The organism is Aneurinibacillus sp. Ricciae_BoGa-3 (assembly GCF_028421645.1).
Lineage (GTDB): Bacteria > Bacillota > Bacilli > Aneurinibacillales > Aneurinibacillaceae > Aneurinibacillus_B.
Genome location: NZ_CP116887.1, coordinates 2,106,927 through 2,130,493, shown reverse-complemented (window position 1 = coordinate 2,130,493; position 23,567 = coordinate 2,106,927). Strand labels below are relative to the sequence as shown.

Below are 23,567 nucleotides of genomic sequence, written 5' to 3'. Positions count from 1 at the left end.
CAATTAACTCGTTTCGATAAGTCAATGTTCAATAGATAGATTATCTTTCTCGCCTACACTCATTACGAAGGCTAATTTTTTAGACCCTTTAACAACTCACTTTATCAGTTACATCATTCTATTTTAAAATCATATAATTATCAACCAATTATAACAACCGGCTTCAGTTTTACCAAGCCGGCTGCTGTCATTTTGATTTATATAATTAAGGGAAAATTTCTGGTGAAATTTAAAAAGCAGCCTCCCTGATAGTGTTCAAGGAAAGCTGCTTTCATCTTTACATTTTTTCTTAATTAAGGAATACTTTGAGGTTAACCCTCTATTCCCAACAGTTGTTCAATTTTAGGTTTCACATTCTTAAATCCTTTGTCTCCTGCCGCCCGGTAAAATAATTTTCCTTCTTGGTCAAATAAGAAAAATGCCGGGAAAAACTGATTCTCGAATGCATCCGCAAGCGCATAAGCGTTATCAACAGCGATCGGCTGCACGATGCCATACTGTTGGATATCTTTTTTTACTTTTTCGATATCCATATCACTTTCCTGCTTTGGCATGTGAACCGCGACCACTTGTAATCCTTTGTCCTTGTATTGATGGACATAAGATACTACTTCATCCATCACTTCATGACAGATGTGACAAGAGACTGCCCAGAAATGAATCAGAGTAGGTTTTCCAATTAGTTGTTTGGGATCGAACCCCTCAGCGTTAAACCATTCGGTTGCCCCTTTTAGCTCTGGCATCGGGCTTTTTAATCTCATTGGCATTTTTCATAAACCTCCTGTTCGGATTCGTCCATAATAGTCTTTTCACGCCTAGTCTGCAGTGCGCAGTGCACACTGTTATATTGTGGCATTTGAAGCCATTGTTTTCAAGTCTGCTTAGCATACAGAAAACTCAAATTCATTACTAATTTCATTTGCCGCCTCTTTAATACCATCAACATACTCATTGAATAATGTATCACTAACCCTTACCATGGGAGCAGATATGGACAAGCCACCTATTAAATCGGTGCCTCTGTATAATATCGGAGCACTGACTGAACAGACACCAAAAACACGTTCCCCATAACTAATGGCATATCCCTTTTGTTTTATTTCCATTAATTCTTCCTTTAGTGACTCTTTATTTGTAATAGTCGACTGGGTAATAGGAGTTAATTCGACTTTTCCAATATAATCTGTTATTTCATAGTAAGGAAGAAAAGCCAGTAACAACTTAGCGGATGCCCCTGCATACAAAGGGGAAGTTTGACCAATGTATGAAATGGTCATTAAATCATGAGTGGCCTCTTCTAAAGCAATACATTTTCGCTGATTGTTTTCAATTATATTTAAATAAACGCTCTCTCCAAACCGATCTCTTAACTTCTTTAAGTAAGGTTTAGCTATAGTTAAAAGATGCGAATGCTCTTCAACAAGTTTACCTAAATAATAGAGTTCTATCCCTAACTTATATACTTTTTCTGTGTTGTCTTTTTCGATAAATCCATTTATGACCAATGTGTTCAATATCCTTTGAAGGCTCGATTTAGACAAACCAAGTCTATGATGAATATCGGCCAGGGAAAGTACTTTCTCATCTTTTGAAAAGCACTTTAAAATCTGAACCGCTCGATTAATTGTCTGCATGGAATTTTCTACACTCACAGCTATCACTTCCAATTCGTTTCAAGTAAGTTTGTCTATTCCTGCGACAATGCAGATTGATGGGTGAGTTGACATTTACGGCTACCCCCGCATTCATTCAAACATTTCTCTATCCCAGATAGGCTTCGATTACCCTTTCATCTTTCAATAAAGAGCTTGATATGCCTGAAAACTTAATCTCACCTGTCTCTATAACATAAGCCCGCTCAGATGCCTCCAGAGCCAGATGTGCATTTTGTTCAACGAGTAACACCGTAATTCCCAACTTTTGAACTTTTTTAATGACATCAAAAACAATATCAACCATTACCGGTGCCAATCCAAGAGATGGTTCATCTAAAATAATCAGTTTCGGTTTTGACAGTAACGCCCGGCTTAACGCTAACATCTGTTGTTCTCCTCCTGACAATGTGCCTGCCATTTGATTCACACGTTCCTTTAAAATAGGAAAGAGGGAGAAAACTTCTTCATAATCCGCTTTCAATTGTTCCTTATCTTTTCTAAGATAGGCACCAATTCTTAAGTTCTCCATTACCGTCATGTTGGTAAAAATCCTTCTTCCCTCTGGAACATGGGCAATTCCACGACTGACGATCTTGTCAGGATTTGAATTTGTTATTTCTTCGCCCTCAAATAGAATGGAACCGGCTTTTGGTCGAATTAATCCCGATATCGTCTTAAGCAAAGTTGATTTACCTGCGCCATTCGAGCCGATCAGTGTGACCGCTTCTCCTTGTTTTACTTCCAGCGACACTCCTTTTAGTGCTTGAACATTCCCATATTGAACGGCTACATTATTGATTTTGAGCATCTTCGTACCTCCTGCCTAGATAAGCCTGAACAACATTAGGGTTGGCGGTCACTTTTTCATAGCTTCCCTGGTCTAGTAGCTGACCAAAATGAAGGACAGCAATTTCATCACATATTCCTTTTACTAATTTCATGTCATGCTCGATAAGAATGACTGTCTTTTTTTCATTTTTCAGCTGCCGAATCAGTTTCATGAGCTCAACAGTTTCAGAAGGATTTAATCCAGCAGCAGGTTCATCAAGGAAAATAACTTCCGCCCCGGTTGCTAAAGCCCTGATTATTTCCACCTTACGCTGTAAACCTTGTGGCAACTCACTGGCAATGTGATCCTGAAATCCTTCCATATCGTATTTTTCCAGTAAGTCTATCACGATTTTTTTTGCGTTCATTTCGTTATCTCTAAATTTTTTTAAATTAAAGAATGCGGAAATGAAGGTGTAATGTAACCTATGATGAGTTGCAAGCAAGAGATTATCGACAACAGAATGGCCTTTAAGCAACCTTATATTTTGAAATGTTCTTGAAATACCTAATGGCGTGAACTCATGAGTTTTCAATGAGGTGATATCTTGCCCTTTAAAAAAGATCCTTCCATCGGTTGGCTTGTAAATACCTGATAATAAGTTGAAAAAGGTAGTTTTCCCTGCACCGTTTGGTCCGATTAGGCCGAATATCTGCCCTTGTTTGATGTGGACACTAACTTTATTGACGGCAATTACCCCGCCAAAACGTATGGTTAAATTATCAGTCTGAAGAATGGGTTGACTCATTCGTTCCAAACCCCCTTTTAAGCAGCAGACTATTTTCTTTTTTTGGGCGTCTCGAAAAGAAAAGTCTTTTGTGAAGCAGCCCGCTAAGCCCTTTAGGCATAAAAATCACAATTAAAACGATAAGTACGCCGTATATCAACATCTGATATTGTGCAAAAGTACGAAGATACTCTGATAGAACGGTAATAAATAACCCGCCGAGTACAGATCCAGGGATACTTCCAATTCCACCAATTAACAGCATTAACAAAATATTAATTGAGGCGGGTAGACTAAAGGTTTCAGGACTCAGAAAAAGGATAAAGTGAGAGTAGGTTGCACCCGCAATACCTGCAATTGCTGCACTTAAAGTGAAAGCAAAAATCTTATAATACGCAATATTTATTCCCATGGCTTTAGCTGTAATCTCATCCGTACGGATAGCCAATAACGCACGCCCCATCTTCGAATGCTTTACCGTTATCGATAGGTAAAGAGCCAAAAGGACAACAACAAGAATTAAATAGTAATAATTTGATTTCAAGCTGAAATCCATGAAGAGGATATTTTCCGGTGTCGGTATACCACTTAATCCCATTGGGCCGCGTGTGACATCAACCCAGTTGTTTAAGACTAAATGAATGATTTCGCCAAATCCAAGCGTAGCTATCGCAAAAAAATGGCCACGTAACCTTAGCACTGGAGAGCCAATTAAAAAACCCAAAATCGCAGCAACCAAACCAGCAGCAGGAATTGCCACCCATACGTTCAATCCTTTCATAGATAACAAGGCAGAAGCATAGGCACCAATACCGAAAAACGCTGCATGACCGAGCGAAATTTGGCCTGCAAAACCGGATATCAAGTTAAGGCTAAGAACTAAAAGTATGTTAATCCCACTCATAATAAGAATCTGAATGAGGTAGTCGTTGCTGGATACCAACGGAACTACGACGCTTATAAGGACAATGAACAACACCAGTATTTTTTTATTCATTTACACCTTCTCCTGTACGCTTTTTCCAAACAGGCCTTCAGGCTTAAATAGTAAAATAAGGATCAGTATGACAAATGCAATTACATCTTTGTATTCTGATGACCAATAACCTGCCGCGTAGGTTTCAACAAGCCCAAGAATAAAACCGCCAAAAATGGCACCCGTGACATTTCCCACACCCCCAAGTAAAACAACCACAAATGCCTTTACAGTAGCCATCACACCCATGGTTGGGTAAACACTAAAGATAGGAGCTAAAAGTGTACCAGCAGTTCCTGCAAGTCCCGCCCCAATTGCAAAAGTAGCAACAATGATAGAATTGGATTTAATTCCCATCAATTTTGTAACTTCCATATCAAAGGCGCAGGCTCGCATTGCGATTCCCATTTTTGTTTTGTGTATAACGAAATAAAGAAAGGAAATCAATAGAGCTGAAACGAAAACAATTACTATCCGCTGCCCATTTAACGCTAACCCGGCCAGATGAATTTGAATGTTGCTAAATGGAGATGCCAAATTCCTTGGATCAGGGCCACATATTAACTGGACGGCATTTTGTAAAATGATAGATACCCCAAGTGAGCTTACTAAAAGGTTAATGCGATCAGAATTATGGAGCGGACGAAAGGCAAAACGCTCCATGACAATTCCTAGAACAGCCACAGCAATCATTGATAAAGGAATCGCAACAAGGTAGGGAACATGCCATCCCATTATCAGCCCGACAGATACAAATGCTCCTGCCATAAGTAGTTCACCGTGAGCAAAATTGAGCATATCCAGCATGCCAAAAATTAACGTTAATCCTAGAGCTGTCAGTACATAACTGCTTCCCATAACCAGGCCATTAATTGTTTGTTGGAGAAATTCAATCATATTTACAAACCCCCCTTTCAAGGATTAGTTGTCCCTGATATCAGGGACAACTTTGTAAATCCCATTTTTCAATTTAAATCAATTAATATCCTTATCCGATCCAATAGGAACGCGTTTTCCGTTTTCAATTTTTACGAATACCAATCCCTTTTTGGCTTGGCCGTTTTGATCGAATGTGGTCGGTCCACAAATGCCTGGAAGATCCTTAATCTGTTTCATTGCATCATCAATTTTTTGACGATCCCCACTGCCTGCTTTTTTTATTGCTTCAGCAAGAATATAGGCTGCTTCATAGCCATTGCCAGCATACATATCCGGCATTTCTCCAAATTTTTTGGAATAGCTTTCAACAAATTGTTTAGAGTCCGGAAAATATTTATAGGCATTTGGTTCAAAGTAACTTATGTGAATCATTCCCTCGGCTGCTCCCTCCGCAAGCTTAGGAAAACTATCATTTGTGAAACCAGCCAGTCCGAGCCATTGTGTTTTAATTCCTAAATCACGTGCTTGTTTCAGAATTTGCGCCCCTTCTGTAGTCACCCCTACCATAAAAATTCCATCTGGATGTAAATCTTTCATTTTGGTTAGCTGAGCATAAAAATCTTTATCACCTTGATTATAAAATTCAACTGTTGCGATCTTCCCGCCCAGTCCTTCAATGGACTTTTTAAAAGCATCAGCTCCTGAACGTCCATAATCTGTGTTTTCAGCCAGTATCGCTATGTTTTTCAGGTTCAATTTTTTTGTGGCGTACATTGCCATCTCCGGCCCTTGAAATGTATTTGGCATAATATTCCTAAACATATAAGGGTGACCTGGTTCTGTTATTGCATCAGCTGTTGACCCTGGGGTTAATTGAACCACCTTCGCTCTTTCTGTAACCGACCTTACTGCTAACGTCACCGATGAATTATAATCACCAATAATCGCGGAAACTTTATCCTGTGTAATTAACTTTTGGGCAGCGTTAACCCCTTCCGCCGGAACTCCTTTGTCATCTTCAAAAAGAAATTTCAACTTACTTCCATTAATCCCGCCTTTAGCATTGATTTCTTCCTCTGCTAATTGCACAGCCTGCTGAAGGCTTTTGCCTGTATATGCTGAACCTCCTGTTAGAGGGAAGGCTGCCCCTATCTTAATAAAGCCGTCATTACTAGTACCGCCCTCACTAGCCGCTGATTTGCTCGTACTTTGTGCGCTGCATCCAAACAGTAGTGTACTTGCTAAAAGTGTCGATGCCAGAAATACCTTAGATAAATTTTTATTTAACAATTTCAATTCCCCCTTTAAGGTTGGTGCTGATCATTACTCTTAGATTTGTCCGAAATCAAGCAGAAAGCGTTTGCATTCACGTTTAATTTTAATTGAATTTCGGTTTGCGTTTATCCATAATTGCCTTTACACCCTCTTGGTAATCCTCGAGTTCAGTAACGATGCCCATTGTGGATGAGATCATATCCAGAGAAGAACGAAGGTCCATTGCAAGTCCTTGATAAACGGCTCTTTTTATAAAACGGAGGACTTCCTTAGGTCCCTCAATCGTCCTTTGAATATAGGCTTCAACAAATTCATTCATTTTTTCATCCGGAATCACATGCGTTACTAAACCTAGCTGTTTTGCTTCTTCCGCAGAGTAAGTATCGCCATGCCAAAGCATCTCTAAGGCCTTATCAACACCTACAATTCGAGGTAAAAAATACGCGCCTCCATCACCAGGAACTATACCTGCTTTTACATAACTTTCTGCTAGTTTAGCGCTTTCGGCCGCTATTCGGATATCGCACATGAGTGCCATATCCAGCCCAGCACCCATAGCCGATCCATGAATGACCGCAATCACCGGTTTATCAATTTCTTGCATAAGAAGAGGAATTCGTTGAACCTTCTTCCATAAACTGTTCTTCCGGGCCAGAGCGGTAGATACAAAATCTTCAGATCCATTATTGTTAGAGAGAAATCCTTCGCCTCTGGCCATCGATTTTATGTCGCCTCCAGAACAAAAAGCCCTGCCATTCCCCGTTAAAACAACTACCCGTATTTCTTCATTGTCCCGGATAGTCTCCAATGCGTTAATCCACAAATGGATCATCTCTGTGCTAAACGCATTCAGTTTATCCGGACGATTTAATGTGATGCGTGCTACCCCATTCTCTACTGCAAAAAGTAAATCACTCATTCCTCTTCTCCTTTTTCTTGGTATTTTATTAGTCTGTTATCTCCCTGTAAGATAGGTCCATAGTCCATCTCTGCCTATTTCTATTAAGTCTGGAGATAACCGTTCTCCCCACACTCTCTCTGTACCAAATTCATCTCTCCACGCCCATAGACGCCTCGTGCTATGATGGAGGCTATGTTCATAAGTAAAACCAATTGCTCCATGCACCTGGTGAGAAATGGCAGCTGCCAATCCTGCAGCTTCGTTAATCCTAATCTTAGCCATAGCAATCTCTTTTGATAGAAGGCCATCCTCATACGCTTTGACAGCATATTCACATGCAACACCTGCCGCCGCCACCTCTCCAGCCAACAGCGCTATTTGATGTTGGATAGCCTGAAAACGGTGGATAGGCCTTCCAAACTGTGAACGCTCTAAAGAATAGGCTAGCGTCTGTTCTAACACTCTATCTAGAGCTCCCGCCATTAACACTATCCGCGCGACGGCTCCGCCGTACCAAAGTTGCTTCTTAACATTCTGCAATGACACAGGAATTACCTGGCAATCCCTGACCAGTCTGTGCTCATATACAACCGTATCCCTTGCTTCACCAGCAAGATTTTGACCTGTTATGATTTTTCCGTCTTCACGTGAAAGTAGTGCTACAACGTGTTGTGAGTTTGTTTGTCCAAATACAAGGATTCGTTTAACATATCTAGCCCATGGTACAAAACTGGCTTGGCCAGAGATGACCCATCCATTGTCTCGTTTATCAAACAAGAAACTCTCATTGTCATATGGAAGGGCAAAAGAGATAGGTTCGTCTGAAACTTGTTGATTTAGATTGGCCAACAGCCAATTTACTAGAAAGGTTTCGGCAAGTGGAATAGGCGCAGAGTATTTACCGGCCAAGCGAAGAATATGTAAGGCATCTGTCACACTCCCTCCGTTTCCACCCAGCTCTTCGGGAATGGCTACCGTTATCATGCCTGCTTCTTTCAATGTAGCCCACAGCGCAGTGGACCAATTCCCTCGTTCCGCTTCATTTATAAGCTCCTTTGTACATGTATCCTTCATGATTTTAGTGGCAGAGTTAATGAGCATTTGTGTGATGTCGTTCAATTTGCAATTACCCCCTTGGCAACAATACCGCGAAGTATTTCAGTTGTTCCCCCACGAAGGGTAAAACCTGGAGCGTGCAGGATGGCCTGTGCAATCAGCTTTTCGAATCGGGAAGGCGAAATTGTAGACGGAGAAACAGAGACGAGCAGTCGTGCTATTTCGGCAACTTGTTGTTCAAACCTGGTTCCCATATCTTTAACCAGTGCAGCTGCTATATCTGGCGTAATCCCTTCCTGCAACATTTGGGCAATACCAATCGACATATGCCGAAGTGTCCACAAACGGGAAACCAATTTGCTAAGTTCACCCATCAACTGCTTGTCAGGCTTTTCCTGCAGTACATTTAACAGTTCTTCCAAAAGAGAGAACGTGCTTAAAAATCTTTCCGGACCGCTTCTTTCATAGGCCAGTTCGGTCATTCCCTGTTTCCACCCATTTCCAACTTCGCCTATCACCATTTCATCCGGAATAAACACATCTTCAAAGATAACTTCATTAAAATGGTGTTCACCTGTCATCAGATGTATCGGACGAACTGTTACGCCGGGTGCAGACAAGTCCACAATGAATTGGGTCATCCCATCATGGCGTCTTTCAGGATTCAACGGAGAAGTTCGACAGAGGCTAATCATATAATGGGCGAAGTGAGCACCGCTGGTCCAAATTTTGCTTCCATTCAGTATCCATCCATTTTCCACTTTGATTGCTCTCGAATTCACTGCTGCTAAATCCGAACCTGCATTTGGTTCACTCAGTCCGATAGCAAAGTAACATTCCCCTATAGCAATTTTCGGCAGGTAAAACTCTCGCTGTTGTTCTGTTCCAAAACGGAGTAATAAAGGTCCGCTTTGCCGATCCGCGATCCAATGGGCAGATACTGGAGCTCCTGCCGCCAACAACTCTTCCGTAACTACGTATCTATCAATGGCAGAACGTTCGTGTCCTCCATAACGTTTTGGCCAAGTCATTCCAATCCATCCGCGTTCTCCCAACTTTCGGCTTAATTGCGGAGAATAACCACTTAACCAACTGTCACACTTTGGTTCAAATGTTCCATTTTCTCGTTGATCGTATATAAATTGCCGTATTTCCCGTCTTAATGACTGCTCGTGTTCCGAAAAATAAACAACAGGTATTTTTAAACTCTTCAATATTAAATTCACCTCACCAGAATTGAAATACTGATTATTTAATTACGAAATTGCTTCAATACAATTTTCCCAATCATCCTACCGCTTTCTAATTTTTTATGGGCCAATTCCATATTAGCAGCGTTTATTGGTGTAAGACATTCGGCCACAGTTTGTTTTATTTTTCCGTGGTCAACTAATTCCGATAAAGCATTAAGAATTTTATGCTGCTCGATCATATCAGCTGTTTGGTAGCTTGATCTGGTAAATACAGCTTGCCAGGCAAAAGTAGCACTTTTGTTTTTAAGTAAGGAAAGATCAACCGGGCAATCAGGATCGACTACGGAACAGATTTTACCTTGTGGAACAATAACTCGAGCCATTTGCCCCCAATATTTCCCTAAACCATTTAAACAAAAAATGTAATCCACGCTTGAAAAACCAATTTCTTTTAATTGAGGGGCAAATAAATGATTATGATCAATAGCAAAGCTTGCTCCATGGGCTGTCGTCCATTTAATAGACTCCTCGCGTGAAGCAGTTCCAATCACATAAAGCCCAGCCAATTTTGCGAGCTGCGTCGCAATAGAACCTACCCCACCAGCAGAACCAATAATGAGAATGCTCTGCTCCTGGTGAGCATCGTTCTGCAGAGAAATACTCAAACGTTCAAAGAGTCCTTCCCAGGCTGTAAGCCCAGTTAATGGCAGGGATGCTGCTTGTGCAAAATCCAAGGTTTTCGGTTTTCTCCCGACTATACGTTCGTCTACAAGGTGGAACTCACTACAGCAACCAGACTGCATAATACTTCCTGCATAATATACCGCATCACCTGGCTTAAAGAGAGAACAGTCCGGCCCGACTTCTACAACAACACCTGCTGCATCCCAACCGAGAACCATTGGGATTTTTTTGACTAAATCGCCGCGAGACCGCATTTTCACATCCAGTGGATTAACAGAAACCGCTTTTACTTCTACAAGTAAATCGCGGCCAGTTGGAAGCGTTTTTTCGATCTCAAATTCCTCGAAAGATCCCCCGTTTATTAATGGGTCACGCAAAAACCCAATTGCTTTCATCTCATTCTCCTTTTTAAAAAGGGTATATCTGACTCCCATGCGGACTAATTCGTACCGCTTACAGGTATACTATGTTGATTAACGGTATTGTAGAATACTAAAAGTTTAAAATTTACGTTATATTTTTTGACCATTTCGTATACAAATATTGTGATAAAAATAGTTAAGTTTGTTACTCTTTTAAAACCGGAGGTGCGGCAGTGAAAAAAGCATTGGATGGAATAACAATTTTAGATTTTTCAAGAGTAATAGCTGGACCCTTTTTCACAATGTTGTTAGGAGATTTCGGGGCAGAGGTTATCAAAGTTGAGTTGCCTGGTGGCAGCGATGATACGAGAGGATGGATACCGCCTGATATAAATGGTGAAAGTGCATATTATTTATGCGCAAATAGAAATAAGAAGAGTTTAACTGTGGATTTGAAAACCGAAGAAGGTAAAACAATTATAAAAGAGCTTGCTAAAAAGGCGGACGTTGTTGTTGAAAATTTTAAAACAGGAACCATGAAAAAGTTTGGGCTCGATTACGATTCTCTTAAAGAGACTAACCCTCGCTTAATTTACTGTTCAATTACTGGATTTGGACAAACAGGACCATACGCTTCTCACCCTGGATACGATTACATTGTTCAAGCCATGAGCGGATTAATGAGTATAACAGGCCCTAAAGACGGAGATCCTTATAAGGTTGGGGTAGCTATTTCAGATATTATGGCCAGTTTATATGCTGGAATGTCTGTATTGATTGCTTTACAGGCACGTAAACATACTGGAAAAGGCCAAGCCATAGACATTTCCTTATTAGACTGCACAATCGCCTCTTTAATTAACATTACGAGTAATTATTTGGCAACAAATAACCCACCACAGCGCCTTGGAAACGATCATCCCAACGTTGTTCCCTATCAAACGTTCAAAGCGAGCGATGATTACCTGGTGATCGCGGTAGGAAATAACCTGCAGTTTAAAAGACTGGCACAATCGATTGGAAGAATGGAGTTAGCAATAGATCCTAAGTTTGAGACTAACGAAATGAGATTAAGGAATAGAGAAGCACTTACTGAAATCCTTAGCTTTGAAATACAAAGAAAGACTGTTCATGAGTGGTTAGAAATCTTCAATAGCAACCAAATACCCTGCAGTCCCATTAATACAATTGATAAAGTGTTCAAAGATCCCCATGTTACTGAACGGGGGCTACTAAAAAAGATGAACCACCCACAACTCGGGGAGTTTGCTTATGTTAATAACCCAATTCGGCTTTCTGATACACCTGCTGGCGTGTATGCTCATCCCCCTATGTTAAGTGAGCAAACGAATGAAATTTTAATAAATTTAGGATATACAATAGAACAAATTAAGCAGTTAAAAGAAAAAAATATTGTATGATTTACTTTCTGTAGTCTAATTTATCTTTGGTAACGAAGCCTGTATCCTTGAAACCTGTATTCTTAATGAACAAACCACTGGTTGATACAGGCTTTTTCTTCAGTTATATTTATAATGTTTTAACATAAAATGTCCCTAATGCATGGGCTACTGCATCACCCTCCTGATCTTCAATGGTACACTGTGCTACTATGGTTGTTCTTCCCCAGTGTAAAAAATGCGTCTTGGCAAATAGTTTATCCCCTTTCCCCCTTTTTAAAAAGTTCATCTCATAATGAAGATTTCCGACCCCAATTTGGCTATTTTCTAACGAACCTTTATAAGCTTGGATTACCCGTTGTATTTCATTTAATTGCTCAGGTGACAATGTCTTTAAATCATGAAGGATCTGATCCATCATCTGCAGCACCTCTTTAATTCCCACTGGGGTTCATTTTATATAGTTTTTATAATTATTCTACACGAAAGTTAGCTTGACCTTCTTGATAAAGGTCGCCTCCATATACATCATTTATGACGATTACCGGAAACTTCTCTACTTCAAGACGATAGATGGCTTCTGTCCCCAGATCCTCATATGCTACAACCTGGGATGATTTAATAGTCTTTGCTATTAGAGCAGCTGCCCCTCCTACCGCTGCAAAATAAACAGCTTGATGTTTAATCATAGAGTCTTTCACTTCCTGATTACGTTTTCCCTTACCAATCATCCCTTTTAGTCCTAGCTCTATCAATATTGGCGCATATTTATCCATTCGACCACTGGTGGTTGGACCCGCGGAGCCAATCACTGAACCGGGTTTGGGAGGAGTTGGCCCTACATAATAAATGGTTTGGTCTTTAACATCTATAGGCAACGCCCCCCCTTCTTCTAACGTTTCAATCATACGCTTATGCGCCGCATCACGGGCAGTATATAATATACCCGATAATTCCACCCTTTCACCTGTACGTAACGCCAGGAGATCATTGTGTACAAAAGGAATTGAAATTTGCTTTGTCGACATCTCGACCCCTCCTACAAGTGTGCCGTTTTATGCCTGCTTGCATGGCAATTGATATTGACAGCAATGGGCAAACCGGCAATATGGGTGGCAAACACTTCGATATGTACATCCAAAGCAGTCGTTGTGCCACCCATCCCCTGTGGCCCTATTCCCAACTTATTGACTTTTTCGATAAGTTCTTGTTCAAGATTTGCTATATCTTCTCTACGGTTTTTTTCGCCAATGGGTCTAAGCAATGATTTTTTGGCCAGATAGGCAGCCTTTTCGAAATTGCCTCCAAGTCCAACCCCTACTACCATTGGAGGGCATGCATTTGGTCCTGCTAATTGTACGGTTTCTAAAACAAATCCTTTAACTGCTTCGATACCATCAGCAGGCTTGAGCATTTTTAACCTACTCATATTTTCACTGCCAAACCCTTTTGCGGTCATGTGAATTTTACATTGTTCTCCCTCTGTAAGTTCTACATGAACGATCCCTGGTGTATTGTCTCCCGTATTTTTTCGCTGCAATGGGTCCTGAACAATAGAGGAACGCAAATAACCATCTCTATAACCTTCACGAATTCCTTCATTAATCGCATCATACAGACTGCCACCTGTAATATGGCATTCCTGGCCCAATTCAACAAAAAAGACGGCCATTCCAGTATCCTGACACATTGGGACTTTTTCAGTTGCTGCTATTTCAGCATTCTGAACAAGCTGATTAAGTACTTCTTTCCCTACTTCGGACTGCTCCTTTCTAATTGCATCCCTAAACGCTAAAACAACATCATTATTTAAATGATAATTGGCATCCATACATAAAATTTTTACAGCATTTACAATTTGCTCATAGGTAACTTCCCTCATAATTGAATCCACTCTCCTATTCCATCGCTTGTATTTATCCAAAACTTCCCTCCATATCTGGTCCGGGGAGATAGCTTTATATTTAAAACTTAAACAATCGTTTCAAGGCCGCTTTGTTCGCATCCCGATTTAGTTGCGCCAACGCCGTTGTTAACGGGATTTCTTTAGGACATACCTGTACACAATTCTGAGAGTTCCCACAATTACTGATGCCGCTATCGCTTGTGACCGCGTCTAAACGCTTCTCCTTTTGCATACTCCCTGTAGGATGCATATTAAAATAATAAGCCTGTACAAGAGCTTGCGGTCCCAAGTATGAGGAACGATCATTAACATTTGGACAGGCTTCCAAGCAGCACCCGCAAGTCATACATGTTGAAAACTCATATGCCCACTGCTGGTCTTCAGGAGAAATTTTAGGACCTGTTCCTAATGGATAAGTTCCATCTATAGGTATCCACGCCTTTACCGTCTTTAAAGCTTCAAACATACTTGAACGGTCTACAGCTAGATCTTTTTCAACAGGAAACGTACTCATTGGTTCCAGTGTAATCGGCTGTTCTAATTTATCAATCAGGGCCGAACACGCTTGTCGAACTTTCCCATTGATTCGCATTGAACAGGCCCCACATACTTCTTCAAGGCAATTATATTCCCATGTAATAGAACGAACCTGCTGTCCTTTTTGATTAATTGGGTTACGTTGAATTTCCATTAATGCTGAAATTACATTCATTCCCGGGCGATACGGCACCTCAAATTCTTCCCAGTAGGGCGAACTCCCTTTCCCATCTTGCCGTTTAATACGTAACTGAATGATTTTAGACTGGCTCATTTTTGCAAAGCCCCCTCTTTAGCAACGTCATAGCGGCGCGCTCTAGGTGGAATTAAACTCAAATCTACCGGTTCATATTCAAAAATAGGACCATTAGGCGTATATCGTGCTTTCGTTGTTTTCAACCAATTCTCATCGTCACGCAAAGGAAACTCCGGCTTATAGTGGGCTCCGCGGCTTTCATTCCGATGATAGGCTCCAAGTGTAATCACTCTTGCTAACTGCAGCATATTCCATAGTTGGCGAACAAACGGAACTGTTTTATTATTCCAGCCCGTTGTATCATCTAACCCGATGTTATGCCAACGTTCCATCAGTTCTTTGAGTTTCTCATCAGTTTTTAGCAATCGATCGTTATAGCGAACAACCGTGACATTCTCAACCATCCAATCACTCATTTCTACATGCAGTCGGTAGGGATTTTCTTTACCATTTTTCGTTAACAATTGAGCGTAACACTTTTCTTGTTTCTTTAATTCTTGATCGAACAAGGTTGTTTTTAAATCCTCTGTCAATTTAGTAAGACCTTTGACATATTCCAGCGCCTTCGGTCCTGCAACCATTCCGCCAAAAATAGCTGAAACTAACGAGTTAGCACCCAGACGGTTAGCACCATGATATTGATATTCACATTCACCTGCTGCGAATAATCCTGGCATGTTAGTCATTTGATTGTAATCGACCCATAGTCCTCCCATAGAATAATGCATGGCTGGGAAAATTTTCATAGGGACTTTTCTTGGATCATCTCCGACGAATTTTTCATAAATATTTAAGATACCACCTAATTTTTGCTCTAATCTATCCGGCGGAAGATGAGAAAGATCTAAATAAACCATGTTTTCACCATTTACACCTAACTTCATGTCAACACAAACGCTAAAAATTTCCCGTGTTGCAATATCACGGGGAACTAGGTTTCCATAAGCCGGATACTTTTCTTCTAGAAAGTACCATGGCCTTCCGTCTTTGTACACCCAGACACGCCCACCTTCACCGCGGGCTGATTCACTCATTAATCGAAGTTTGTCATCCCCTGGAATGGCACTTGGATGGATCTGGATCATTTCTCCGTTGGCATAATAAACACCGTGTTGAAAGGCAATACTGTGGGCACTGCCTGTGTTAATTACTGAATTTGTGCTCTTCCTATAGATCATACCGATTCCGCCGGTTGCCATAATGACTGCATCAGCAGAAAAACTATGTATACTCATATCTTTAAGATTTTGGGCAGTGACTCCTCTGCATCGGCCATCCTCATCTTGAATAATGGAAAGCAACTCCCAATGTTCGAGTTTATCGATAAATCCTTCGGTTTCGTAACGACGCACCTGTTCATCAAGCGCATACAATATTTGCTGCCCGGTAGTAGCGCCTGCAAAAGCAGTGCGAGAATATTTAGCACCGCCAAGACGGCGGAAATCGATGTTTCCCTCAGGTGTTCGGTTAAATTGAACCCCCATTCGATCGAGCATGTAAATAATTTCTGGAGCCGCCTCACACATGGCTTTTACAGGCGGTTGATTGGCTAAGAAGTCCCCTCCGTAAATCGTATCGTCAAAATGCTCCCACGTCGAATCTCCTTCACCTTTTGTATTTACCGCTCCATTAATTCCACCTTGTGCACAAACCGAGTGAGAACGCCGGACTGGAACTAAAGAAAATAGCTGTACATATTCGCCCGCTTCAGCAATTTTAATGGCGGCCATCAGTCCGGCTAGACCGCCACCCACAACAATAAATTTCTTCTTTGACATGTTTATCCCCCTCTAGAAGCTAAATAAAGTCGCAATACCAATGCCACCTAAAATTAAAAAAAACGTATAAGCTAACATGGCTGATTTTTGCTGAGCTTTTGGACCTACAGTAATACCCCAGGTAACAAGCGCGCCCCATAATCCATTTGAAAAGTGAAAAGTTGTTGACATAATACCAATAATGTAAAAAGATAAAATCCATGGATTCGCCAATTGCGTATGTACAACATTGAAATCGATAGGAGTACCAAATAAAAGGTGAGCAATTCGAAAAACCCAAAGATGGTACACAATAAAAATTAAAGTAACCACGCCACTCAATCGCTGGAGAAGAAACATCCAATTTCTAGAGTAAGAATAAGAAATAGTATTATTACGTGCGATAAACGCAAAATAGAGACCAAATACGGCATGGTAGAATAAGGGAATCGCAATAAGGACTATCTCCACTACAGATAGAAATGGAATGCTCTGTAGCCGCTCCACTTGCTGGTTATATTGTACTGCCCCAAACATAGCTACAGAGTTTGAATATAAGTGTTCGATCAAAAACAACCCTAAGGGGAAAATTCCAGCTAATGAGTGTAAACGGGTAAGTAAAAAGTTTCGCGCCATGGTTGTCCCTCCTAACAGTTTCTATCAAAAGGAAGGGGATTATTGTAGGCTCTGTATTTCCCCTTCCTCAATAGAGATTAATTTATTTGGTTAATCCCAAAGGATTTTGTGCAGGATTAATCGCTTTTTTAGAACTGGTTCTGCCTGGTTTAACAAAAATCATGGCAACCATTCCGATAACGGTAGCGACTGTAGCCGCTATAAACATACCCCCGTAACCATTACTCGCAACAAGCGCTCCCGTCAATGTAGGGGCTACAATTGTTGCTATATTTATAATAAAGTGTGTGACACCACTGAAGCTGCCAGCTTTGGAGGGTTCCGTATCAATAATAACCGTCCAATAAATTGAATTTGGCAGGAAATTAAACGCATTACCGATTGCCATTAACAATAGTACACCGGAAACACTATGAACAAACTGCACCAATATAAAGCATATTGCCGTAAGAAATAATGAAACAGCGGCTAACCCAGAACGGGCTACACGAAGACTTCCTGTTTTTCGCCTCAACGCATCCGAGATCTTTCCTCCAAGAACAACTGTGAAACATGCTCCAATCCAAGGAATCATACCCAGATACCACAAAGACCCAAGTTTAAAATGGAAAACATCCTGTAGATATTTAGGTGTCCAAGTTAGAAGGAGAAAATTCACATATTGAAAAGCAAAGAATCCTATTGAATTCATAATCAATGTTGGATTTTTGAAGAAATGGTACCATGGTACCGCTACCTGTTCTGACTCCGTCAGCGTCAATTCAGTATGCAACAAATCTTTTGCTGAACGAATTTCTTCTAGTTCCTCCTTTGAAACCTTCGCGTGTTCTTCTGGACGATTGGTGAATATTTTCGCCCATATAATAACCCATATAATACCAATCAGACCTAGAATAACAAACATTATTCGCCATTGCGTAACCGAAAGTAAAGCAACGGCAATAGGCGCAGTCAACATAGCACCGAGCGGTACTCCGAGCAGTCCGAGTGCAGAAGCAAATCCTCTTTCTTTTTGAGACGCCCAGTTTGCCATTGTACGATTAATTGTAGAGAACACAGGACCTTCAGCCGCCCCAAACAAAATACGAAATATGGCAAACCCTACAAGAGCCGAGCCACCAAGTAAAGCCATCCCAATATCTCCAGCCCATGCAGTAGCTATTTCAAAAACTGACCATGCTGTGCCGGTTAACATCCAAACAAATTTCGGTCCTTTTCGGTCAGCAAGAAGTCCTCCCAAAAAAGCCCCAATCATATACCCATATCCAAAGTAACCCAGTACTTCACCCCACGTCTTTGGATTTAAGTGAAATTCTTTAATAATGGCTTCTTGGGCATAAGCAATTGCACCACGATCGATATAATTGATACCGGTTACAAATGCGATCATAACGATAATTACATAACGATAATTACTCTTCAATTTTTATCCCTCCATATATTGAGCAAATTTAACGTTGTAAACATTTGTAATACCGGTTAGTTTGGTTAGCGTTTTCATTTGATTAAAGAGCTTAAGAATTCTGATTTTTCAATAATCTTTTTTGCGCGTTCAATTACTGGAACATCGACCATTTTCCCTTTTACTTGAACGACACCTATTCCCTCGGATAATGCTTTACCATAGGCCTCGACTATTATTTGTGACTCTTCTATTTCTTGTAAGCTCGGCACAAAAACCTCATTTACAGTTTGAATTTGGTTGGGATGAATGACGAGTTTCCCTTGAAATCCTAATTGTTTTACAAAACGAGTTTCTTTCCATAAACCACCGGTATCTTTTATGTTTAGATAAACGGCATCAATAGGCGGCTCGATACCAGCTGCTCTTGAGGCAATCACTAGTTGTGATCGGGCATATAATAATTCGTTTCCATCCTCTGTCAGTTCCGCATTTATATCGAGTGCAAAGTCAACAGAGCCAAAAGCCAACCGTTGTATACGATCACATGACCGTGCTATTTCATAGGCGTTATATATACCACATGCGGATTCAATTAAGGGCATAATTTCTATTTTTTGTTTTAGATTTTTGTTGCGTTCAAGCTGGTTCATCAAGTAATCGATTAGTAATAACTGTTCCTTATTTTCTGACTTGGGCAAAATTATTCCGGCCAAGCCTTCCCCTACAATGCTATTTATATCTTCTATCAAAAAAGGGGTAAAAAAACTGTTTACTCGAACATATTTTAATTTTCCGTCTCTTGTGTTTACAGCTTCTTTTACTTTGTTCCTTGCTGAACTTTTTTCATTTACAGAAACTGCATCTTCTAAATCAAATATCACAACATCGGCCAATGACTCCCTTGCTTTTTCAATTTTTTTCGAATCAGAACCTGGAACAAACAACCAGCTGCGTAAAACATGCATGGGGACTTCACCCTTTCCTCCTCTAAATAACACCCTGTTCACGCCAGTCATTAATTGTTTCTTTTTCAAAGCCTAATTCTTTTAGAATAAGTTCATTGTGTTCTCCAAGTTCTGGAATTGGCTTCATAACGATTTCCATTTCCTTCATCGTTACAGGAGGAATCAGGGATCTAAGTAGACCAACAGGCGAATCAATGGTCCTCCACCTATTACGGGCCTCAAGCTGAGGATGTTCAAAAAACTCTTTCATTGTATTCATGCGGGCATTTGCAATCTGGGCAGTATCAAGTCGATCAATAATCTCATCCGACGTTAGTTTTTTAAAAGCCGTGTCAATAATAGGTTTCAAAAGATGACGATTTAAGTCTCTGTTCGAATTGTTAATAAACCTGGCATCTTCTTTTAAATTAGGCTGTTGTAATACGTTTTCACAAAAACGATCCCACTCACGTTCATTTTGGATTCCGAGAAAAATTGTTTTCCCATCTCCAGTTGGAAAAGATCCATAGGGATAAATTGTTGCATGGCTCGCGCCCGTTCTTTTGGGGTCATTTCCCCCATACCCCGCATAATACATGGGATATCCCATCCATTCCCCCAGTGCTTCTAGCATAGAAACTTCCAGTATGGTTCCTTTTCCTGATTTAGCCCTTGCAAGTAAAGCTGTCAAAATACCTGAATAAGCATACATCCCCGCACAAATATCTGCAATTGAGATACCAGTTTTAGACGGAGTTTCCTCAGTCCCCGTGATTGAGACAACACCCGCTTCGCATTGTATAAGTAAGTCATACGCCTTTTTATCACGATAAGGACCTGATTCACCGTAACCTGAAATACTGCAGACGATGAGTTCAGGATACCTCTCTAGTAAAGAAGCAGGGCTGTAACCCAGTCGATGGACAGCACCTGGTGCCAGGTTTTGTATGAATACATCAGCCTTTTCGAGAAGCTCATCTAGAACTTGTTTCGCTTCTGGTTTCTTGAGATTAAGTGTCAAAGATTCTTTAGAGCGATTACACCATATGAAGTGACTTGACATTCCTTTAACGGTGGAATCATATTGCCGCGCAAAATCACCAACTTCAGGCCTTTCTATCTTGATCACCCGTGCTCCTAAATCAGCTAATTGTCTTGTAGCAAAAGGCGCGGCCACCGCTTGCTCTAAAGAAACTACTGTAATTCCTTCTAATGGTAGCATCTGTCATACCTCCAGGAGATTACTTTCATCATTTTAAGTGTGTTGGCGAACAATATGATATATGGGATTAACTTTTTTTAATCAACTTTTTCAGTAAGAACGTGGTAACTTTAGTACATGTTCCGCTACGTAGGATAGAATAAGATTTGTAGAAATTGGGGCAACTTGATAAAGACGGGTCTCGCGAAATTTTCTTTCAACATCGTATTCTTCAGCAAACCCAAATCCACCATGAGTTTGCAAAGCCGCATTCGCTGCCTCCCACGAAGCATCTGCCGCAAGTAGCTTTGCCATATTTGCTTGGGCTCCACAAGGCTGGCCCTTATCAAACAACTCTGCTGCCTGATAACGCATTAAGTTAGCCGCCTCGATATTCACAAAAGATCTTGCAATCGGAAATTGAACGCCCTGATTTTGACCAATGGGGCGCTGAAATACAACCCGCTCATTTGCATAATTCGTTGCACGTTCAATGAACCACTTACCGTCTCCTATGCATTCGGCCGCAATCAAAATTCGTTCAGCGTTCATGCCATCAAGAATATATCGAAACCCCTTGCCCTCTTCACCGATAAGATTTTGAACCGGAACCTCTAAATCTTCGATAAATAACTCGGTTGTAGCGTGATTCATCATTGTACGAATAGGACGAATCGTCAATCCGTTCCCTACAGCCTCTCGCAAATTGACCAGCAAAACAGATAAACCATCTGTTCGTTTTTTAACTTGATCTAGAGGAGTTGTACGAACAAGCATAATCATCATGTCAGAATACTCTACACGGGAGATGAACACCTTCTGTCCATTCACCACATATTTGTCGCCCTTGCGAACAGCTGTAGTTTTTAGTTGGGTAGTGTCTGTTCCGGTATTGGGTTCGGTTACACCAAATGCCTGGAGACGTAGTGTGCCGTCAGCTATCTTGGGTAAGTATTGCTCCTTTTGTTGCACTGATCCGTGACGTAGCAAGGTACCCATCGTGTACATCTGTGCATGACATGCCCCGGCATTCCCCCCAGATCGGTTAATTTCTTCAAGTATTATTGAAGCTTCTGTTATACCAAATCCAGACCCGCCATACTGTTCTGGAATTAAAGCAGCTAGATATCCGCCCTTAGTTAATGCTTCGACAAATTCCCCGGGGTAAGCATGGTCTGCATCTAACCTACGCCAGTATGAGTCTTGAAAATCACTACAAATTTTCCGGACTCCTTTTCGAAGTTCTTTATGTAAGTCGTTATCAAACATGTGAGGCCTCCTCAAAAATTTAATAGTGATTAAGCATTAATGTTTGTATTTAAAACTTTGTCGAGCAAATCGCTTGTCGCATCTGGGCCATGCCCGTTCTTATAAACCATAAATGTCCGTTTAAATTCAATAACCACCTTTCCTTCCTGGTTATATCCGGCTGTTTTTACACTTACAATTCCTACATTAGGACGTGTCTTCGATTCACGCTTATCCAGGACCTCGCTAAATGAATAAATCGTATCTCCTTCAAAAACGGGATTCGGGAGTTTTATCTCGTCCCACCCAAGATTGGCCATTACATTTTGTGAAATGTCTGTTACCGATTGACCAGTTACTAAGGCCAAAGTAAAAGTGGAGTCAACAAGAGGACGTCCGAATTCCGTTTTCTCCGAATAAACTGCATCAAAGTGGATTGGATTTGTGTTTTGTGTAAGAAGTGTAAACCAAATATTATCAGTCTGGGTAACAGTTCTGCCTAAAGGATGCGGATAAATATCACCAACTTGAAAATCTTCAAAAAATCGTCCATTCCAGCCTCTTTTAATTGCCATGTTGATCATCTCCCGTATTGTATATGTTATCCTGTATTCTGGATCCAATATTTATTTATATATTAGTCTAACAAGATTAAAGTTGTCAATAATAATCTGAATCTTTATAACCATTATATAATTTGATTAAAGAGTGGATTGACCATAGCTCATCTTTTTATAGACAAAATGTATTGGATTCAATATCCTAAAATGAGTAACAGTTACACGGAGTGCTCTTTAATTCTTCAATCAACAAGTGTTTATCAAGCCATTATGGTGACGTCAGCTTAATGGTAGTATGGAGATAAGAGAGGCCAATGCTACTTATACGCCAAGAACAATACCAGTCATCAATACTGGCTTAATCCATAGTTAGCGAATGAAGGAAGGAAGGATGGAGTATTTAATGAAAAAAAATATAGATTTAAAATTAGAAAGCCGTGATTTGGAAACAGTACATTCAAAAGTATGTCGTGTTTTAAGAGAAGCTATATTACGTGGTGATTTTGAGCCTGGGGAGAGATTGGTTCAGGAGGAATTAGCCAATTCATTAGGTGTCAGCAGGATGCCTGTGAGGGAAGCCTTGCGAAAATTAGAAATAGAGGGACTTATTACAATAGAACCCCATCGTGGAGCAATCGTTAAATCAATATCTGTAGATGACATAGAAGAGATCTATCAACTACGTTCTAAGTTCGAAAAAATCGCCGTCGAGGAAAGTGTTAAACGAATGGACACCTCGTCCATTAATGAGTTGGAACGTCTGGTATCTTTAATGGAACAAGCAGACCAGATTGAAAATTTTGTACAATTAAATATTGAGTTTCACCGTGTACTAATGAGCAATTGTCCCTGGAAAAGGTTGCTTTTTTTTATCGAAACGCTATGGAACGGGTTTCCTCAACACACTCCTCATATGATTACTGGACAAACCGAACAATCAAATAAAGAACATTATGCAATCTTACGAGCAGTCAAATCCCAGGATGCGAACAAGGCAGCAGATCTTGTCTCGGAACACATCAATCGTACCAGAAAAGCGCTTGTGGGTAGTATTCATGGAGATGCGTAGTTACCCTAATGCAGTCATACTCATGAAAACACTGCTGGTTACACCCCACATTGTCACACAGGTATTTAACAATCTAACTTTTAAATGGAAGAACAGATTCGAAAGCAGCTT

24 protein-coding genes are annotated in these 23,567 nt (G+C 40.6%); 2 read left to right on the top strand and 22 right to left on the bottom strand.

Annotated features, from left to right (window positions below):
- Nucleotides 1–311: 311 nt before the first annotated feature.
- The 11 genes from PP175_RS10870 to PP175_RS10820 form a co-directional block, all read right to left on the bottom strand.
- Nucleotides 312–761, bottom strand: a complete 450-nt coding sequence (locus PP175_RS10870) for a redoxin family protein (protein ID WP_272443242.1) — start codon at nt 759–761, stop codon at nt 312–314.
- A gap of 120 nt (nt 762–881) precedes the next feature.
- The gene (locus PP175_RS10865; protein WP_272442778.1) at nt 882–1,652 is read right to left on the bottom strand and encodes an IclR family transcriptional regulator; all 771 of its coding nucleotides are present in this window, start codon (nt 1,650–1,652) and stop codon (nt 882–884) included.
- Between the two features lie 109 nt (nt 1,653–1,761).
- Nucleotides 1,762–2,463, bottom strand: coding sequence for an ABC transporter ATP-binding protein (locus PP175_RS10860; protein WP_272442776.1), 702 nt, complete (start codon nt 2,461–2,463; stop codon nt 1,762–1,764).
- Nucleotides 2,447–3,232 carry an ABC transporter ATP-binding protein gene (locus PP175_RS10855; RefSeq protein WP_272442774.1) on the bottom strand — a complete coding sequence of 262 codons (786 nt, stop codon included), beginning with the start codon at nt 3,230–3,232 and terminating at the stop codon, nt 2,447–2,449. The genes PP175_RS10860 and PP175_RS10855 overlap by 17 nt, the downstream gene beginning before the upstream one ends.
- Entirely contained in the window at nt 3,207–4,208 is a 1,002-nt protein-coding gene (locus tag PP175_RS10850) for a branched-chain amino acid ABC transporter permease (protein WP_272442773.1), read from the bottom strand. Before PP175_RS10850 ends, PP175_RS10855 begins: the two co-directional genes overlap by 26 nt.
- Entirely contained in the window at nt 4,209–5,084 is an 876-nt protein-coding gene (locus tag PP175_RS10845) for a branched-chain amino acid ABC transporter permease (protein ID WP_272442772.1), read from the bottom strand. It lies immediately after the preceding gene.
- Nucleotides 5,085–5,162: 78 nt separating this feature from the next.
- On the bottom strand, nt 5,163–6,356 hold the full coding sequence (locus tag PP175_RS10840; protein ID WP_272442771.1) for an ABC transporter substrate-binding protein: 1,194 nt from the start codon (nt 6,354–6,356) through the stop codon (nt 5,163–5,165).
- Between the two features lie 88 nt (nt 6,357–6,444).
- A complete protein-coding gene (locus PP175_RS10835; RefSeq protein WP_272442769.1) occupies nt 6,445–7,260 on the bottom strand; it encodes an enoyl-CoA hydratase/isomerase family protein in 816 nt (271 codons plus the stop codon).
- Nucleotides 7,261–7,296: 36 nt separating this feature from the next.
- Nucleotides 7,297–8,361 carry an acyl-CoA dehydrogenase family protein gene (locus PP175_RS10830; RefSeq protein WP_272442768.1) on the bottom strand — a complete coding sequence of 355 codons (1,065 nt, stop codon included), beginning with the start codon at nt 8,359–8,361 and terminating at the stop codon, nt 7,297–7,299.
- A complete protein-coding gene (locus PP175_RS10825) occupies nt 8,358–9,512 on the bottom strand; it encodes an acyl-CoA dehydrogenase family protein (protein WP_272442766.1) in 1,155 nt (384 codons plus the stop codon). The genes PP175_RS10830 and PP175_RS10825 overlap by 4 nt, the downstream gene beginning before the upstream one ends.
- A 38-nt stretch (nt 9,513–9,550) precedes the next feature.
- Complete coding sequence (locus tag PP175_RS10820) at nt 9,551–10,570, bottom strand: zinc-binding alcohol dehydrogenase family protein (protein WP_272442765.1); 1,020 nt, start codon at nt 10,568–10,570, stop codon at nt 9,551–9,553.
- 200 nt (nt 10,571–10,770) lie between these two features.
- On the opposite strand from PP175_RS10820, the gene PP175_RS10815 reads away from it, so the two are divergent.
- Nucleotides 10,771–11,958 carry a CaiB/BaiF CoA transferase family protein gene (locus tag PP175_RS10815; RefSeq protein ID WP_272442764.1) on the top strand — a complete coding sequence of 396 codons (1,188 nt, stop codon included), beginning with the start codon at nt 10,771–10,773 and terminating at the stop codon, nt 11,956–11,958.
- Between the two features lie 109 nt (nt 11,959–12,067).
- Here PP175_RS10815 and PP175_RS10810 read toward each other — a convergent pair whose 3' ends face one another.
- From PP175_RS10810 to PP175_RS10760, 11 genes are all read right to left on the bottom strand, one after another.
- Nucleotides 12,068–12,358 (bottom strand): PaaI family thioesterase, encoded by a 291-nt coding sequence (locus tag PP175_RS10810; protein ID WP_272442763.1) that lies wholly within the window; start codon nt 12,356–12,358, stop codon nt 12,068–12,070.
- A gap of 52 nt (nt 12,359–12,410) precedes the next feature.
- Nucleotides 12,411–12,965, bottom strand: a complete 555-nt coding sequence (locus tag PP175_RS10805; protein ID WP_272442762.1) for a Fe-S-containing hydro-lyase — start codon at nt 12,963–12,965, stop codon at nt 12,411–12,413.
- A gap of 11 nt (nt 12,966–12,976) precedes the next feature.
- Nucleotides 12,977–13,861, bottom strand: coding sequence for a fumarate hydratase (locus tag PP175_RS10800; protein ID WP_334314195.1), 885 nt, complete (start codon nt 13,859–13,861; stop codon nt 12,977–12,979).
- A 40-nt stretch (nt 13,862–13,901) separates the two neighbouring features.
- Nucleotides 13,902–14,654, bottom strand: a complete 753-nt coding sequence (gene sdhB, locus PP175_RS10795; protein ID WP_272442761.1) for a succinate dehydrogenase iron-sulfur subunit — start codon at nt 14,652–14,654, stop codon at nt 13,902–13,904.
- Complete coding sequence (gene sdhA, locus PP175_RS10790; protein ID WP_272442759.1) at nt 14,651–16,414, bottom strand: succinate dehydrogenase flavoprotein subunit; 1,764 nt, start codon at nt 16,412–16,414, stop codon at nt 14,651–14,653. The genes sdhB and sdhA overlap by 4 nt, the downstream gene beginning before the upstream one ends.
- Before the next feature lie 12 nt (nt 16,415–16,426).
- The gene (locus PP175_RS10785) at nt 16,427–17,029 is read right to left on the bottom strand and encodes a succinate dehydrogenase/fumarate reductase transmembrane subunit (RefSeq protein WP_272442757.1); all 603 of its coding nucleotides are present in this window, start codon (nt 17,027–17,029) and stop codon (nt 16,427–16,429) included.
- An 82-nt stretch (nt 17,030–17,111) separates the two neighbouring features.
- A complete protein-coding gene (locus tag PP175_RS10780) occupies nt 17,112–18,419 on the bottom strand; it encodes an MFS transporter (protein WP_272443240.1) in 1,308 nt (435 codons plus the stop codon).
- Nucleotides 18,420–18,526: 107 nt separating this feature from the next.
- Nucleotides 18,527–19,468: an HpcH/HpaI aldolase/citrate lyase family protein gene (locus PP175_RS10775; RefSeq protein WP_272442755.1), complete on the bottom strand. Its 942-nt coding sequence runs from the start codon at nt 19,466–19,468 to the stop codon at nt 18,527–18,529.
- The gene (locus PP175_RS10770; protein WP_272442753.1) at nt 19,422–20,600 is read right to left on the bottom strand and encodes a CaiB/BaiF CoA transferase family protein; all 1,179 of its coding nucleotides are present in this window, start codon (nt 20,598–20,600) and stop codon (nt 19,422–19,424) included. The genes PP175_RS10775 and PP175_RS10770 overlap by 47 nt, the downstream gene beginning before the upstream one ends.
- A gap of 90 nt (nt 20,601–20,690) precedes the next feature.
- Nucleotides 20,691–21,848, bottom strand: coding sequence for an acyl-CoA dehydrogenase family protein (locus PP175_RS10765; RefSeq protein WP_272442751.1), 1,158 nt, complete (start codon nt 21,846–21,848; stop codon nt 20,691–20,693).
- Nucleotides 21,849–21,877: 29 nt separating this feature from the next.
- Nucleotides 21,878–22,402 (bottom strand): MaoC family dehydratase, encoded by a 525-nt coding sequence (locus PP175_RS10760; RefSeq protein WP_272442750.1) that lies wholly within the window; start codon nt 22,400–22,402, stop codon nt 21,878–21,880.
- Between the two features lie 388 nt (nt 22,403–22,790).
- Here PP175_RS10760 and PP175_RS10755 point away from each other — a divergent pair, with 388 nt between their 5' ends.
- On the top strand, nt 22,791–23,456 hold the full coding sequence (locus PP175_RS10755; protein ID WP_272442748.1) for a GntR family transcriptional regulator: 666 nt from the start codon (nt 22,791–22,793) through the stop codon (nt 23,454–23,456).
- The last annotated feature ends 111 nt before the right edge of the window (nt 23,457–23,567 follow it).

Excerpts from the sequence above, each read along its gene's own strand:
- PP175_RS10860 (WP_272442776.1), bottom strand. The coding sequence starts at position 2,463 with ATGCTCAAAATCAATAATGTAGCCGTTCAATATGGGAATGTTCAAGCA.
- PP175_RS10765 (WP_272442751.1), bottom strand. The coding sequence starts at position 21,848 with ATGTTTGATAACGACTTACATAAAGAACTTCGAAAAGGAGTCCGGAAA.
- PP175_RS10820 (WP_272442765.1), bottom strand. The coding sequence starts at position 10,570 with ATGAAAGCAATTGGGTTTTTGCGTGACCCATTAATAAACGGGGGATCT.
- PP175_RS10855 (WP_272442774.1), bottom strand. The coding sequence starts at position 3,232 with ATGAGTCAACCCATTCTTCAGACTGATAATTTAACCATACGTTTTGGC.
- PP175_RS10780 (WP_272443240.1), bottom strand. The coding sequence starts at position 18,419 with ATGATCGCATTTGTAACCGGTATCAATTATATCGATCGTGGTGCAATT.
- PP175_RS10805 (WP_272442762.1), bottom strand. The coding sequence starts at position 12,965 with ATGTCGACAAAGCAAATTTCAATTCCTTTTGTACACAATGATCTCCTG.
- PP175_RS10870 (WP_272443242.1), bottom strand. The coding sequence starts at position 761 with ATGAGATTAAAAAGCCCGATGCCAGAGCTAAAAGGGGCAACCGAATGG.
- PP175_RS10845 (WP_272442772.1), bottom strand. The coding sequence starts at position 5,084 with ATGATTGAATTTCTCCAACAAACAATTAATGGCCTGGTTATGGGAAGC.
- PP175_RS10770 (WP_272442753.1), bottom strand. The coding sequence starts at position 20,600 with ATGCTACCATTAGAAGGAATTACAGTAGTTTCTTTAGAGCAAGCGGTG.
- sdhB (WP_272442761.1), bottom strand. The coding sequence starts at position 14,654 with ATGAGCCAGTCTAAAATCATTCAGTTACGTATTAAACGGCAAGATGGG.
- PP175_RS10810 (WP_272442763.1), bottom strand. The coding sequence starts at position 12,358 with ATGATGGATCAGATCCTTCATGATTTAAAGACATTGTCACCTGAGCAA.
- PP175_RS10755 (WP_272442748.1), top strand. The coding sequence starts at position 22,791 with ATGAAAAAAAATATAGATTTAAAATTAGAAAGCCGTGATTTGGAAACA.
- PP175_RS10760 (WP_272442750.1), bottom strand. The coding sequence starts at position 22,402 with ATGGCAATTAAAAGAGGCTGGAATGGACGATTTTTTGAAGATTTTCAA.
- sdhA (WP_272442759.1), bottom strand. The coding sequence starts at position 16,414 with ATGTCAAAGAAGAAATTTATTGTTGTGGGTGGCGGTCTAGCCGGACTG.
- PP175_RS10850 (WP_272442773.1), bottom strand. The coding sequence starts at position 4,208 with ATGAATAAAAAAATACTGGTGTTGTTCATTGTCCTTATAAGCGTCGTA.
- PP175_RS10835 (WP_272442769.1), bottom strand. The coding sequence starts at position 7,260 with ATGAGTGATTTACTTTTTGCAGTAGAGAATGGGGTAGCACGCATCACA.
- PP175_RS10785 (WP_272442757.1), bottom strand. The coding sequence starts at position 17,029 with ATGGCGCGAAACTTTTTACTTACCCGTTTACACTCATTAGCTGGAATT.